This window comes from Acinetobacter sp. 742879 (assembly GCF_000588535.1).
Taxonomy (GTDB): Bacteria; Pseudomonadota; Gammaproteobacteria; order Pseudomonadales; family Moraxellaceae; genus Acinetobacter; species Acinetobacter pittii.
In genome coordinates this window covers 115984-129627 of the sequence record NZ_JFYC01000007.1, presented here as the reverse complement: position 1 = coordinate 129627, position 13644 = coordinate 115984, and the positions used below count along the sequence as shown (strand labels likewise).

Here is a 13644-nt window from a genome sequence, read left to right as displayed (position 1 = left end):
GAATTAGATGGCCAGTTCTGGTTTATATCGCTCGAACCGACACAGCATGATCGCCGGTGTAATGGGTGGTATTGCTGAACGTTTTGGTTGGAACGTAACTTTACTACGTGTCATTTTTGTTTTGATCTCAATTATGAGTGCTGCCTTTCCAGGAATTTTAGTTTATCTGGTTTTATGGTTAGTGATTCCTAAAAAACAGCCAGAACATATTGAAGGCTATCGACAATCCGTCCGAACAGTAAATGAAGAACAAGTACGTTAATTAATAACTTTGGTCGCTACGGTTGCATCCCCTAATCAACCGTAGCTTTTTTTATTCTAGAAATTATAGCTTTCGATTTAACTGTTGCTGCAATGCAGCAATCATATCTGCACGGCTAATCATTCCTATAAGCCTACGATCTTCAACAACAGGAATGTAATTAAAAGACTTTTCAACAAAGTATGGCACCAAATCTTGAATAGGTTGAGTTGGCAGTACGGTAACCACCCTACGGCTCATAATTTGTTTTACATAATGCTGCCAAGAATTCCTTGGGTCGGCTGCACCTTTAAACCACTCTACGACTTCATATAACGCTAAAGTTCCGACCAAATGGTTTTCTACATTTACTACAGGTAGGCTCATTAAGTTCACTTGTTTAAACTTATCGAGTGCCTGATGAATATCATCATCTTCATGTAGTTTAATCACATCACGGCTCATAATATCCTGACAGATATATTGATTTACCATACGCTCATTGGCATGTTCCTGAGCTTCTAAAATGATTTTTTCTAAATCATATTGGCTAATATCTAAAAGTTCAGTGTGATGCCCTAATGCATACTCAATATCTTTCGGCTGAATCGATACTTTTTGAGTTGGCGTTGGGTCCTTACTTCGCTCATTTAAATGCGCGGTAACCGGATAATGTCGCCCAATCAATCGATTAAAGAAAACAGCAAACCCAAGTAGAAGTAACGAATTGAGTAAAACTGGATAAAAAATAAAGTAAAAGCCCAACTTATGAATTGTGGCTCCACCCAGCACGGCGGTAATCGCAACCGCTCCACTCGGTGGGTGCAAAGAGTCGGTGGTCATCATTAAAAATATGGCAAAACCTACCGCGACACTAAAAGCTGTAGTTAAATCAGGAATCCACTGTGCACAGGCTACACCAATAATTCCGGCTAACGTATTACCAACAATCACATTCCATGGTTGGGCCAAAGGACTAGTCGGCACAGCAAACAATAGAACAGATGAGGCACCCATTGGGGCGATGTACCATGCATTAATTCCACCCAGAACATACCAGCTAATTAAGGAGGAAATTGCTAAACCACACAAAGCTCCAATTCCGCAAAGTAATCGTTCTTTTAATGGTAGAACCTTAAAATTTGGCTTTAAAATCTGTAACCATTCTGGCTGTATAACACTCACAGTACACCTTAGGGGATATGCCGTTATTTATAACGGGCAAAAGTATACGCCCAAAGACACATAAAGTGCATTTAAATTATACCTTTTAACTATCAGAAAACTTATTAAACCTATTCTTACTATTCTAATACTTTAATATTCAATCAATTTTTCATTTAAATAACGCCAATAACGCTTCGGCAAATATTGCACATGAAGTTTTATATTTTGCCGTTCAGTAATATTTACGCTGTTAAAATAATCCTTCCAAAGCTGATCATATAAAACTTCCTGCTCATCAAGCTCAAGCTGAAAGCTTTGGCTCATTCCATTTTTTAAATTACGATCAACATCCGAGGCTTCTAATGAAACTTCATGTATTTCACGTAAATCATAATAGATTCCAAACTTGCGTTGTTCGTCATAAATAAGCCAACGTTGATCTTGATAACGCCGTTTAAAATGCGGCTGAATGAGCGGTAAAACATTAAAATCAGGACGAACCAGACTTAGAAAAAGCTCATCTTTGGTTTTCTTAAAACGAATAAAAGCCTCCATCCGATGCTTCTCTCGTCCGACTTTTTTCGTCCACTGCGCAATCGCCAAAACACTAAGATTTAAATAATCTTTTTCAATGGAAACATGGCTAGTAAACACATAGATACAATAATCAAATAAGTGCTGATAGGCATCTAAAGATTCAGATAAATAAGCAAAATAAAATTGTTTTAACGAAGAAGATGAAAGCTTTTTTTGTAGCGCAGACCACACACGCTCAGCATGCTGCTCGTTATTTGCAACCTCAATTTTATCGGCAAATAAGCCATGTTGAGCTGCATCATTTAAACAGAGCCTGACCTGCAATTCTTTAAATTGAAATGCACGAAAAACACAGCTCAGCAGCCCAACCATTGAACCATCAAAATAGTAAGCCACTTCATCATTAAACATGGCTAAAACCCAAGGCTTAATTGTGGCGAGAGTTGCTGCACATATTTCGAAGAACCCTGCGTTAAAATCTGCTGCCGAATAAAACTTGAAGAAAGTTCTTTTTGGAACTTTGGACTGTCTTCACAGCGAATAAAGAATTTTGCACGCTGATAAGCTACCCCGAGTTTCTTAAGTAAATCGATATGGATTTTTCCAAAACGGCGAGCCTGCACAATTTTCTTGGCCGATTTCACCCCAATGCCCGGCACACGCAAAATCATTTGATAATCGGCACGATTTAAATCTACTGGAAACTGTTCAGGATGCCTCAAAGCCCAGCTTAATTTAGGGTCTACATCCAAATCTAAATTCGGGTGTTTTTCATTGACGATTTCATTGACCTGAAAACCATAAAAACGCATCAGCCAATCGCTTTGATAGAGTCGGTTTTCACGAAGCAACGGCGGTGCAGAACCAACAGCGGGTAAGTAATTATTTTCAGTATTAATTGGGATATAGCCAGAAAAATAAACACGTTTGAGTTTAAATTCTTTGTAATGCTTATCTGCCATAAACAAGACATCTTGGTCTGACTCTTGATGTGCCCCCACTACCATTTGTGTGGTCTGCCCTGCTGGTACATATTTCGGTACATGCTTAATGATTTGTCGCTCATCTTTAAGCTGAATGAGCCTGTCACGGACCAAACCTAAATCTTTTTGCACTTCCTGATGTGATTTTTCTGGCGCAAAAGTTTTTAACCCAATTTCGGTCGGCATCTCTAAATTAATACTCATACGGTCAGCATATAAACCTGCTTCATGAATCAATTCAGGCGATGCCCCCGGAATAGTTTTTAGATGAATATAGCCATTAAAATTTTCTTCAAGACGCAATTTCTTTACGACTTGAAGCATACGCTCCATCGTATGATCCGCCGATTTAAAAATGCCTGAGCTTAAAAATAAGCCTTCAATATAATTACGACGGTAAAAATTAATGGTTAAATCTACAACCTCTTGCACCGTAAATGCTGCACGCTGGACATCATTAGAACGACGTGAAACACAATAGGCGCAGTCAAAAATACACACATTACTAAATAGAATTTTTAAGAGAGATACACAGCGGCCATCTTCAGTATAGCTATGACAAATACCCGAATGGCTGGCATCACCTAGGCCTTTATCTTTGTTTTTACGGTCACTGCCACTTGATGAACAAGACACATCATATTTAGCAGCATCGGCAAGAATCTGTAGTTTTTCTCGAATGCGATCAGACATATCAAACGACTCATTTATGGCATCGTTTAAAAAATATCATTTTGCATTCTTAAATTTAATCCAGTGAAGTATGCTAAGCGTCATGAGGTGACGTTTAAAATAATTCGTCTTAATTAACGTATTCTTCAAGCTGTTTTACACGCGCCGCATACTCTTGCATTGGGCAATACGAATACATCGGTGAGCCAATGTATGAGCCTGCATTACTACATTCCTGATCTACATAAGCTTTCCAAAGTCGCTGAGATTTTAAAATATCTTGGTAACGTTCTGGCTGTTTGTATTCTTCGCTTTGTGTACGAATCTGATCAATGAGAGCCACAATTTTTTCTTCATAAGTCTTTTTAGCTTTTTCAGAACAGCTATGCACGACCATGTTATTAATGCTTTCAAGCTTCATTTCTTTAATGGTCTGCTCTACACATTGATTATATTCATCTTGCTCGTCAGCACCGGTCTGCGCATACAACCATGGACTACAAAAAAGGCTGGATAAAACAATGAGTTTGCAGCAAAATTTCAGCATAATTTATTCTCGATTGTATAATTTTTAATATGCTTCAATATAACAAAAAAATGATTATTCGCGCACTTGCGCTAGCTCCCATCCCTTTGTTGAGTATATCTGCCTTAGGAATAATCATCTTCAATGCGGAATTTAGTCTTTATTCGGTTGCAGTTATTTTTCTAGCCCATTTCTTATTTTATTTACTTTTTTATGGCCTTCTAGTTATTCCTTTCGCATATATCACTTCATATTTTCTCGTGCGTAAAAATCGTTTAAATCTGATGAGTATTTTTATCTGCGCAACTGTCATCTGGATTTTGATTAGCCCTATTACACGCTTAATTTTTGTCGGTTCATTCCCTTCTCCTTGGTGGCATATTTATAAGATCTATAGTTTTTATCTTATGATTTTATTTACCAGCTTTTGCTACTGGCTAGGCTTGGAATGGCTGAGGCGAAAACAAATAGGCTAAACACATATTCCTGTGATTAAGCCTTTGCCACTCCCCCACAAAATCCTTATACTTAGTGGCAATTTTTCTCATAAATTCGTGGATGCTACATGAGTCGCGCCATCTCGCACATTGATACATTTCAGGGCTTAATTCTTGCCCTACAAAACTATTGGGCCGAACAAGGCTGCGTCGTATTACAACCTTACGACATGGAAATGGGCGCTGGAACATTCCACACCGCAACATTCTTACGTGCTTTAGGGCCTGAAACTTGGAATGCTGCATACGTTCAACCTTCACGTCGTCCAAAAGATGGTCGCTATGGTGAAAACCCAAACCGTTTGCAACACTACTACCAATTCCAAGTGGTGCTTAAGCCAAATCCAGACAACATCCAACAGCTCTATCTTGATTCTTTAAAAGCAATTGGGATTGATACGCTTACTCACGATATTCGCTTCGTAGAAGACAACTGGGAATCCCCGACGCTTGGGGCTTGGGGCTTAGGTTGGGGAGTTTGGCTTAACGGGATGGAAGTAACTCAGTTCACTTACTTCCAACAAGTCGGTGGTGTTGAATGTTACCCAGTAACAGGCGAAATCACTTACGGTTTAGAACGTCTTGCAATGTACCTTCAAGGTGTTGACTCGGTTTATGACCTTGTTTGGACGAAAGGCCAATTCGGCACGGTAACTTACGGCGACGTATTCCATCAAAATGAAGTTGAACAATCGACTTATAATTTTGAATACGCTCCAGTTGAAAAACTATTTGAACTGTTTGATTTTTACGAGTCAGAAGCAAACCGTTTAATTGAAGCAAAACTTTCTCTTCCTGCTTATGAGCAAGTCGTTAAAGCGTCTCATACCTTTAACTTGCTTGATGCACGTGGCGCAATTTCTGTGACTGAGCGTCAACGTTATATTTTACGTGTACGTACTTTGGCTCGTGCAATTGCACAAAGTTATGTACAAGCACGTGCAGAGCTTGGCTTCCCAATGGCAGAACCACACTTACGTGATGAAGTATTGGCACAGTTAAAAGCACAAGCTGAAAGTGAAGCAGCAAAGGCGGAGAAAAACTAATGAGCAAACATACTGTTTTATTCGAACTTGGCTGTGAAGAGCTTCCACCAAAAAGCTTGAAAACTTTACGTGATGCTTTACAGGCAGAAACGGTAAAAGGCTTAAAAGATGCGGGCTTAAACTTCGCATCAATCGAAGCTTATGCTGCCCCACGTCGCTTAGCCCTTAAAATTGTTGATATCGATGCTGCACAAGCTGATACACAAAAACGCTTTGATGGCCCTGCTGTTCAAGCGGCTTACGATGCGGAAGGCAAACCAACTAAAGCACTTGAAGGCTTTATGCGTGGCCAAGGCATTACAGTTGATCAGCTTTCTACTTTCCAAGCAGGTAAAGTTGAAAAAGTTTGCTATTTAAAAGATGTGAAAGGTCAAAGCCTTGATGCTTTACTTCCACAGATTTTACAAACTGCATTAGACAATTTACCAATTGCTAAGCGTATGCGTTCTGCGGCAAGCCGTACCGAATTTGTACGTCCAGTGAAATGGGTTCTTTTACTCAAAGATGACCAAATTGTTGACGCGACTATTCAAGATCATAAAGCCGGCAATGTGACTTATGGTCACCGCTTCCATGCACCTGAAGCAGTGACTTTAGCGCATGCAAATGACTATTTAACTGCTTTAGAAAAAGCTTACGTTGTTGCGAACTTTGAAAAGCGTCAAGCAACTATTCAAGAACAAGTGAAAAAGTTAGCTGATGAAGTGAACGCAACTGCGATTGTTCCAGCTGACTTACTTGATGAAGTAACAAGCCTCGTTGAATGGCCTGTGGCGTTACGTGCAACTTTTGAAGAGCGCTACTTAGCTGTTCCGCAAGAAGCTCTTATTACGACAATGCAAGACAACCAGAAGTATTTCTGCTTGATCAATGCAGAAGGTAAATTACAGCCTTACTTCATTACTGTTTCAAACATTGAATCTAAAGACCCAACTCAAATTATTGAAGGTAACGAAAAAGTTGTTCGTCCTCGTTTGTCTGATGCTGAATTCTTCTTCTTACAAGATCAAAAGCAACCGCTTGCATCTCGTAAAGAAAAACTAGCAAATATGGTATTCCAAGCACAGCTTGGTACGCTTTGGGACAAATCAACACGTATTGCAAAACTTGCAGTTGCATTATCTTCAATCACTGGTGCAAACCCAGCCGATGCTGAAAAAGCTGCATTACTTGCTAAATGCGACTTAACCTCTGAGCTTGTTGGTGAATTCCCAGAACTTCAAGGTATTGCGGGTACTTACTACGCACGTATTGAAGGTGAAAACACTGAAGTTTCAGAAGCTTTAGGTGAACAATACTTACCAAAATTTGCGGGTGATGTTTTACCAAAAACCAAAACAGGTACAACTATTGCCCTTGCTGACCGTTTAGATACGCTTGTTGGTATTTTTGGTATTGGACAAGCGCCTACAGGTTCTAAAGATCCATTTGCTCTTCGTCGTTCAGCAATTGGTATCTTACGTTTAATTATTGAAAATGAATTAGATGTAACAATTGAAGAATTAGTAAATCTTGCGCTTCAAGGTTATGGCGATATCGTTAAAGACCACGACAAAACTCGTGCTGATGCAGTTGCATTCTTGGAAGGTCGTTACCGAGCTAAGTACGAAGACCAAGGCGTTGCCGTTGACGTACTTCAAGCTGTTCAAGCACTTGCACCAAAATCTCCACTTGATTTTGACAAGCGTGTAAATGCTGTTAACCACTTCCGCACATTACCTGAATCTGCGGCACTTGCTGCTGCAAATAAACGTGTTGCTAACATTCTTGCAAAAGAAGCAGCACCAGAAGGTTCTGTAGTTGAAGCGAACTTAGTTGAAGATGCTGAAAAAGCATTATTCGCTGAACTTCAAGCAGTGACACCAGTGGTTGAACCATTACTTGCAGCAAAAGATTACACAGCTGCTCTTTCTAAGCTTGCAGCACTTCGCGCGCCGATTGATGCATTCTTTGATGGCGTAATGGTAATGGCAGATGATGCTGACCTAAAAGCAAACCGTTTACGTTTATTGGCTCAGTTACGTAACTTGTTTACTGCAGTGGCTGATGTGAGCGTGTTGCAGGGTTAAAATTATATAAAAATTAATTTTTGTATAATTAGACTTTAATAAAAACCATGTTTTCACTCTAGTTGGAAACATGGTTTTTTATTGAAGAATTTCATTCAATATAATTATAAATGATTATTTTACGTTCAATTAATAAATAAGAATTATTTACTTCCTTCACTTTTTATCCACAATTCAATAAACTAAAACAAATAATTACCAAACTTAACAAAGTCCCATTGCAATGAAAAACTTAAATTTATTACTCATATCAACATTACTATTCACTGGATGTGCAACGACCAAATCGATTCAATATCCAGCAGCGGGTAAACAAACCTCTCTTTCTGTTTCTTCAGAACAACTTTCTTCAATGACTGAATCAGGTGCAGGTGATTACTTTGTAAAGGAAAGCCAAATATTAGTTGGTGATGCAAGTAGTGCTTCAGCCAGTCCAGTTTCTGGAATGTTTGGCCTTATCGGAGTAGGTGTTGCAATGGCAATTGATAAAAATGCAAATAGTTCAGCCATTGAAAAAAGCTCTCTCAATCAACCTATTAAATTTGACCAGTTAATAAATCAAAAAATTAACGATTCTCTCGCCAAAAATAAAGCAGATCCTACTCTAAAACTTCTAAGTTTAAATCAGGCATCTGAAATTAAAATTGTGCCTTATTCACGCCTTTCTTTCCGTGAAAAGCCAATTGTAAAAGTAAATTTTGGTTTAAAGACCCAATTTAAAAATGCGGCAGACAATAATGCAGATACAAAACGCTTATATCACTATGTAAGCAAAGAACGTATTTCTTTAGCTGAATGGGAAGCTCAAAATAATTTATTATTTATGAAAAAAGCAGATCAAGCATTTAGCGCTCTTAGCCAAGTATTCACTTTAGATTTGCAACATCAATTAAACTTAAAAGCATTTGATGAGAACAAGCAAAAAAACTGTAAAACTAATGCAGATACATCCTTAGTTTCTTTTATCCAAACTCCTGACAATTTATGTGTTGGTGTAGTTAAAACGAGTAAAGGAGATGTATTCGAAAATAGTATTTATATTGTTGAGCAATAATAAATATTAACCAAAAGGCTAGAGAACTACTTAAATTTAAGTAGTTCTCTAATGTAATCAAACAAAGTCTTTAATTTCTTCTAAACTTTTCGACGGCTCAAACCACATAAAATCATAATCGGCCACATCATGAATATAAAACGGATCATTTTTCATAATCTCTTCAGCTTCTTGAATCGAAGAGCTTAGAACTAAAATTACCCCACCTACTCTATTTTCCCGGCGCCCCGACGCTAAAAACTTCTTTTGCTCATAGTAATGATCTAAAAATGCAATATGCTCTTTCAGTACAGCATCAACTTCGGCTAACGGTTTTTTATAGGTCAGGGTAACAACAATCATCTCATTCTCTTAAAGCAAGTAGCGTATGACATAGCATTAGTCTATAGATAGTTTAATGATCTATAGATTATTCGATAGTACGTCTATTCCCCCAATTCATCCATACCAAACTCCCTACAATAATCACCCCACCTAACAGCACCATTATTGACGGTTTTTCATTTAAGAAAACAACTGCCAAATTCATCGCGACAATAGGAGAGCAATATAAAAAATTCGATGCAATCGTTAACGGCATATTTTTAAGTACATAGCCCCAAAGTACATAAGCCATCGCACTTGGGAAAATACCCAACAAAACTATAGACATATTGGCTTGCCAAGTAGCATGTAAAATTTCATGGGGTAAATGAGTACTATAAAATAGTAAAGGAATGGTCCCGAACCAAATGATGTAGCACATCATGCTCAAAGCATCATAATTTAAAGCAAATTTCTTATATAAATTAAAGTAGAGACCCCATGCAATTGCAGCCAAAACAATCAATAAACTATAAGGACTCGGTACACCAAAACCATGATCTCCACTGACCACCAACACGGCACCGCAAAGTCCCAATAAAATACATAACCATTGTTTGAAACTGATGTGTTCCTTAAAAAGCAAAGCTGAAATAATAAAGGTAAATAACGGAATAGATTGGCTCAAAATACTAGATGCAACCGCAGTCACATATTGCTGCCCTGTATTGATAAGCAGATGATGCAGCGTCACAGAGAAAAATCCTAATACTGCAAGCGCAGGAACATCTTTCCACTTTAAAGGCTGAATGCCTTTTTTCATGACCAAAAGCAGTAAAAAAACCGATGCGATCAAAAAGCGAAGCAAGGCAATATGCTGCGGTGTATATGAATGCAAGGCACTATGTACGCCAATAGGTGAATAGCCCCAACAAAAGACAGTCACAGCAATACATAAATAGAGCTTAAATGCGGGAGGCTGGGTTTCGGCAGCAAGAGAAATTGCCATGTTAAATCTGCACTAATGAAATGGAACTCTTTCATCATATGCGCATGGATAGTTGAATAAAATTAACTTATATTGAGTTTAATATTCATTAAAAGTGAATGATAAAACATGGATATCGCTCAGTTAAAGATGTTCCAAACCGTGGTTGAATGCGGAACAATGGCAAAGGCATCAATGCAACTGCATTGTGTACCATCCAACATTACGACACGGATTAAACAACTCGAAGAAGAGCTTGGAGCACCTTTGTTTTATCGAGAAGGAAAAAGTTTAAACCTCACTCCATCTGGTGAGATCTTTCTTAATTATTGCCATAAAATTTTAGCGCTATGCGATGAAGCGAAACGAAGTATTCATCCTGATGCACCGCCCTCTGGCCCATTAAAAATTGGGGCTATTGAATCTTCTGCCACAACTCGCCTCCCCAATTTACTTGCGAAATATCATCAACGTTTTCCAGAGGTTTCCATTCAAATTATTACTGGCACATGGAAACAGCTATTAGTTGATATTTCTCAACATAAACTTGATGGTGCAATTGTCGCGGGCAATATTGAGTTTCCGATGCTCAATAAACTCAGCATTTATCAAGAAGATATGGTTTTAATTGCATCTCACTCTTTGGGAGAGATTCATTGCCAAGAAGACCTGATTGGTAAAGAAATTTTTATGTGGACTGAAGGCTGTCCTTACCGTGCAGCCCTTGAAGAATGGCTTAAACTTAAGAATATCTCTCTTCCCATCACCAGCATTACCAGCTATGCCACGATTATTGGCTGTGTCAGTGCAGGCTCAGGGGTGGCGTTAGTACCTAAAAGTATTTATGAGCAATATAAAAATTTGGCCCATATCCAAAGTTATAAATTTGAATATCTTGCTTTTATGCAGAACCACTTTTTCTGGCACAAAAATGTGAGCAACCATAAAGCCAGAGACATGTTTATAGAATTGATTAAGACTGAATTTAGTTTATGAATCATTGCAATGATTGGTTTAGCGCTATTAAATGATGATTTATCGTAATCAAATCGTATGGGTTTTATCTCATTGCAGTACAAGCTTTATTTTTAACAGTAAGATCACTACTTCATCTTTTGATTCTGGTTGGTGAGATTGATCCATATGAAAACCTTACAAGTGTTATGCGTTACAAGTTCTATATTGGCTTCATCAACCTTATTTGCAGAAACAACACAGCCACAACAAGTTGTTGAAACGACACCTAAAACACAACCTTATGGTGACAATCCTAGCTTAGGGCGCGTACTGTTGTATAAAACAGGCAAAGGCATACAAAATTTAGGAAACTCTATTCAAGGTGCTTCTGAAAAAACATCGAATAAAATTAGTGAGAAATGGCAAAATACCAAAGAATTTACTGCTGAAAAAGCAGAAGTCGTTCAACAAAAAGCAGATACCGCCAAAGTATTTACTGAACAGAAAATAGAGCAAGCCAAACAAAATATTACCAGTAGCCGAAATGGTGAAAATATTCCGATCGAGCAAGGTGAATTAAGTAAATCGAGCACAGCAGCTAACTAATTTTTTGGATAGCGCGATAACTTCGCGCGCTTATAAACACAGATATTTATCTAGAAATAATTTCATTAACTATAAGAAAGCTGGGAATCTGCCTTATGAATAGTCAAAAACTCTTCTTTTCAACACTATGCTGCTTAGTATTAACTGCATGTGCAACCTCTACACCTCCTTCTTCATCTTATTCTCAAGCACAAGTTTTAGAACAAGATACGAATATCGAGGCTTATCCTTCTACTACAGGTAATGTAGCCAAACTCATTAAACAAGATAAACAGGCTTGTATGATTGAATTTACTGGCTATTTAGGGGGCGGACATGTAACTGAGCACTGGACTTTTAATAATAATGGTCTGATTTCAGCGACCTCATCGACTATGCAGTATCCTGATGAATCAGGCATATTAAATCAGGCAACCAGCTCTACAACCAAAAGCTCTACGACATTTAATATTCAAGATCCAGAAATTCAGAATAATTTCAAAAAACTCCAAAGCAACTTTAATCCAGCGAATCTAGCAAAGTGTAATTAATACTTTTTTCATAAAAAGCCCGTTGCAGAAGTTACCCTTTGCAACGGGTTATAGCTATTTAAAAATTTCTTGGACCTAATTTAAAAAATTATAAATAAGCTATTAATTAATGGTTAAACCATTTGTTGCTGCCAGTAAATCAATACGTGGGAAAACCAATCCCGTTCTTGGGTCAGTAATTGGTTTACCTGTCGTTTTTAAACGGCTGATGGTTTGATCAATACTTTCTGTTGGACTCACGCTATTCGCTCGTAACAAAGCAATTGCCCCTGCCACATGTGGTGTCGCTTGAGATGTCCCGCCCATGGTATACCCCCCCGCCGTGATCATTGCTCCTGGTGCTAATAAGGTCACAAGACTACCACCATTACTAAAGCACGCTACCTTATCTGCCGCTGTGGTTGGGTCCGAACATTTCACTGGGTTCCCCCATGACACACCACCAATATTACTATCATAAACAGCTCCTACTCTTACTGCACCAGCAACACAGGCAGGAGATGAAATTCCATCTGAAAATGCATCATTGCCTGAAGCGACTACAGGCACCACACCAGCAGCTCGTGCATTGGCAAATGCAGTTCCATAACTGCTATCACTACACTCCGAGGTATATTTAACACCTGGTACGCCAAGGCTCAAATTCACCGCTTTAATATTATAGGTTTGTGCATTATTTACAGCCCAATTAATCCCTGCGAGGATATCACTATCATAAGCTGTGCTTACCCACTTACCTTGGGATCTCACTTTTCTAAAGACATCAATACCTATAATTTTGGTTTTGGTAGCAACCTTAGATACGATGCCTGAAACATTACTCCCATGCCCATCATCATCTAAAGCGCCATCATCTGGTGCACTATCAAATGAATAAACCACTCGACATGTGCTTGATGGTGTATTTACTGCCGTACAGCCAAAATCAGAATGAAGATAATTCACACCTGTATCAATTACTGCCACACTAGAGCCTTCACCCGTAAAACCATTGGTATTGGCTTGTGGTTGATTAATTAAAGGTAAACTTTCATTGGTCGTAGTCTGGTTAATACGGTTCGGATAAACCGCTTTAACATTTGGATCATTTAATAAAGTCACCAAAGCTTCGCGATTACTAATTCGATAGAAAGCTAAAGGCAAATTATTGTAGTCCCTAAGTACTTGGACACCACCAGCACGGTTAAACCTTGCCTGTATATTCTTTTTATTTGTTGCAATATAACTCCGCCGCTCTAAACCAGAAGGCACACTCACCGAAGGAATATTGTATTCGACGATTAAATCATTCGAATCATTATTGACCAAGGCATCCAAATCGATTTTGCCCTGAAATACTTTTTGTTTTGCTGCTTGATTTAACCGCTGTTTAGCACCTTGAGAATCTAAAGGAAGAGCGGATGCAGTTGTACTTAATATTGTACATAGACCTAATAGAAATAACGTTTTACTTTGCATTATTTTTCTC

15 protein-coding genes are annotated in these 13644 nt (G+C 38.4%); 8 read left to right on the top strand and 7 right to left on the bottom strand.

The features are described 5' to 3' along the window. The first annotated feature begins 7 nt into the window (after positions 1 to 7). Positions 8 to 262, top strand: coding sequence for a PspC domain-containing protein (locus tag J690_RS14825; protein ID WP_002116779.1), 255 nt, complete (start codon positions 8 to 10; stop codon positions 260 to 262). Positions 263 to 325: 63 nt separating this feature from the next. Here the strand turns inward: J690_RS14825 and J690_RS14820 are convergent, their stop codons facing one another. The 4 genes from J690_RS14820 to J690_RS14805 form a co-directional block, all read right to left on the bottom strand. Then, complete coding sequence (locus J690_RS14820) at positions 326 to 1426, bottom strand: HPP family protein (RefSeq protein ID WP_032036687.1); 1101 nt, start codon at positions 1424 to 1426, stop codon at positions 326 to 328. Positions 1427 to 1558: 132 nt separating this feature from the next. Then, positions 1559 to 2356, bottom strand: a complete 798-nt coding sequence (locus J690_RS14815) for a TIGR03915 family putative DNA repair protein (protein ID WP_032036685.1) — start codon at positions 2354 to 2356, stop codon at positions 1559 to 1561. 2 nt (positions 2357 to 2358) lie between these two features. Then, complete coding sequence (locus J690_RS14810; protein WP_005804586.1) at positions 2359 to 3621, bottom strand: putative DNA modification/repair radical SAM protein; 1263 nt, start codon at positions 3619 to 3621, stop codon at positions 2359 to 2361. Positions 3622 to 3730: 109 nt separating this feature from the next. Further along, positions 3731 to 4147: a lysozyme inhibitor LprI family protein gene (locus J690_RS14805; protein WP_032036683.1), complete on the bottom strand. Its 417-nt coding sequence runs from the start codon at positions 4145 to 4147 to the stop codon at positions 3731 to 3733. 29 nt (positions 4148 to 4176) lie between these two features. On the opposite strand from J690_RS14805, the gene J690_RS14800 reads away from it, so the two are divergent. From J690_RS14800 to J690_RS14785, 4 genes are all read left to right on the top strand, one after another. After that, positions 4177 to 4602, top strand: coding sequence for a hypothetical protein (locus tag J690_RS14800; protein ID WP_032036682.1), 426 nt, complete (start codon positions 4177 to 4179; stop codon positions 4600 to 4602). A gap of 89 nt (positions 4603 to 4691) precedes the next feature. Next, entirely contained in the window at positions 4692 to 5669 is a 978-nt protein-coding gene (gene glyQ, locus J690_RS14795; protein ID WP_032036681.1) for a glycine--tRNA ligase subunit alpha, read from the top strand. Continuing rightward, entirely contained in the window at positions 5669 to 7738 is a 2070-nt protein-coding gene (glyS, locus tag J690_RS14790; RefSeq protein WP_032036679.1) for a glycine--tRNA ligase subunit beta, read from the top strand. Before glyQ ends, glyS begins: the two co-directional genes overlap by 1 nt. A 223-nt stretch (positions 7739 to 7961) precedes the next feature. Further along, positions 7962 to 8792, top strand: a complete 831-nt coding sequence (locus tag J690_RS14785; protein ID WP_032036677.1) for a hypothetical protein — start codon at positions 7962 to 7964, stop codon at positions 8790 to 8792. A gap of 57 nt (positions 8793 to 8849) precedes the next feature. On the opposite strand, the gene J690_RS14780 is transcribed toward J690_RS14785, so the two are convergent. Both J690_RS14780 and J690_RS14775 read right to left on the bottom strand, forming a co-directional pair. Beyond that, complete coding sequence (locus tag J690_RS14780) at positions 8850 to 9134, bottom strand: YciI family protein (RefSeq protein WP_002116836.1); 285 nt, start codon at positions 9132 to 9134, stop codon at positions 8850 to 8852. A 67-nt stretch (positions 9135 to 9201) separates the two neighbouring features. Beyond that, the gene (locus tag J690_RS14775) at positions 9202 to 10104 is read right to left on the bottom strand and encodes a DMT family transporter (protein ID WP_032036675.1); all 903 of its coding nucleotides are present in this window, start codon (positions 10102 to 10104) and stop codon (positions 9202 to 9204) included. Between the two features lie 108 nt (positions 10105 to 10212). Here J690_RS14775 and J690_RS14770 point away from each other — a divergent pair, with 108 nt between their 5' ends. From J690_RS14770 to J690_RS14760, 3 genes are all read left to right on the top strand, one after another. Continuing rightward, positions 10213 to 11079: a LysR family transcriptional regulator gene (locus tag J690_RS14770; protein WP_032036673.1), complete on the top strand. Its 867-nt coding sequence runs from the start codon at positions 10213 to 10215 to the stop codon at positions 11077 to 11079. Positions 11080 to 11226: 147 nt separating this feature from the next. After that, positions 11227 to 11646 (top strand): hypothetical protein, encoded by a 420-nt coding sequence (locus J690_RS14765; protein WP_032036672.1) that lies wholly within the window; start codon positions 11227 to 11229, stop codon positions 11644 to 11646. A gap of 95 nt (positions 11647 to 11741) precedes the next feature. After that, positions 11742 to 12176, top strand: a complete 435-nt coding sequence (locus J690_RS14760; RefSeq protein WP_032036670.1) for a hypothetical protein — start codon at positions 11742 to 11744, stop codon at positions 12174 to 12176. A 102-nt stretch (positions 12177 to 12278) separates the two neighbouring features. Here the strand turns inward: J690_RS14760 and J690_RS14755 are convergent, their stop codons facing one another. Then, complete coding sequence (locus J690_RS14755) at positions 12279 to 13634, bottom strand: S8 family peptidase (protein WP_032036668.1); 1356 nt, start codon at positions 13632 to 13634, stop codon at positions 12279 to 12281. Positions 13635 to 13644 lie beyond the last annotated feature (10 nt).

Coding starts and splice junctions, on each gene's coding strand:
- J690_RS14765 (WP_032036672.1), top strand. CDS start 11,227: ATGAAAACCTTACAAGTGTTATGCGTTACAAGTTCTATATTGGCTTCA.
- glyQ (WP_032036681.1), top strand. CDS start 4,692: ATGAGTCGCGCCATCTCGCACATTGATACATTTCAGGGCTTAATTCTT.
- J690_RS14775 (WP_032036675.1), bottom strand. CDS start 10,104: ATGGCAATTTCTCTTGCTGCCGAAACCCAGCCTCCCGCATTTAAGCTC.
- J690_RS14810 (WP_005804586.1), bottom strand. CDS start 3,621: ATGTCTGATCGCATTCGAGAAAAACTACAGATTCTTGCCGATGCTGCT.
- J690_RS14805 (WP_032036683.1), bottom strand. CDS start 4,147: ATGCTGAAATTTTGCTGCAAACTCATTGTTTTATCCAGCCTTTTTTGT.
- J690_RS14785 (WP_032036677.1), top strand. CDS start 7,962: ATGAAAAACTTAAATTTATTACTCATATCAACATTACTATTCACTGGA.
- J690_RS14770 (WP_032036673.1), top strand. CDS start 10,213: ATGGATATCGCTCAGTTAAAGATGTTCCAAACCGTGGTTGAATGCGGA.
- J690_RS14780 (WP_002116836.1), bottom strand. CDS start 9,134: ATGATTGTTGTTACCCTGACCTATAAAAAACCGTTAGCCGAAGTTGAT.
- J690_RS14760 (WP_032036670.1), top strand. CDS start 11,742: ATGAATAGTCAAAAACTCTTCTTTTCAACACTATGCTGCTTAGTATTA.
- J690_RS14825 (WP_002116779.1), top strand. CDS start 8: ATGGCCAGTTCTGGTTTATATCGCTCGAACCGACACAGCATGATCGCC.
- J690_RS14815 (WP_032036685.1), bottom strand. CDS start 2,356: ATGTTTAATGATGAAGTGGCTTACTATTTTGATGGTTCAATGGTTGGG.
- J690_RS14800 (WP_032036682.1), top strand. CDS start 4,177: ATGCTTCAATATAACAAAAAAATGATTATTCGCGCACTTGCGCTAGCT.
- glyS (WP_032036679.1), top strand. CDS start 5,669: ATGAGCAAACATACTGTTTTATTCGAACTTGGCTGTGAAGAGCTTCCA.
- J690_RS14755 (WP_032036668.1), bottom strand. CDS start 13,634: ATGCAAAGTAAAACGTTATTTCTATTAGGTCTATGTACAATATTAAGT.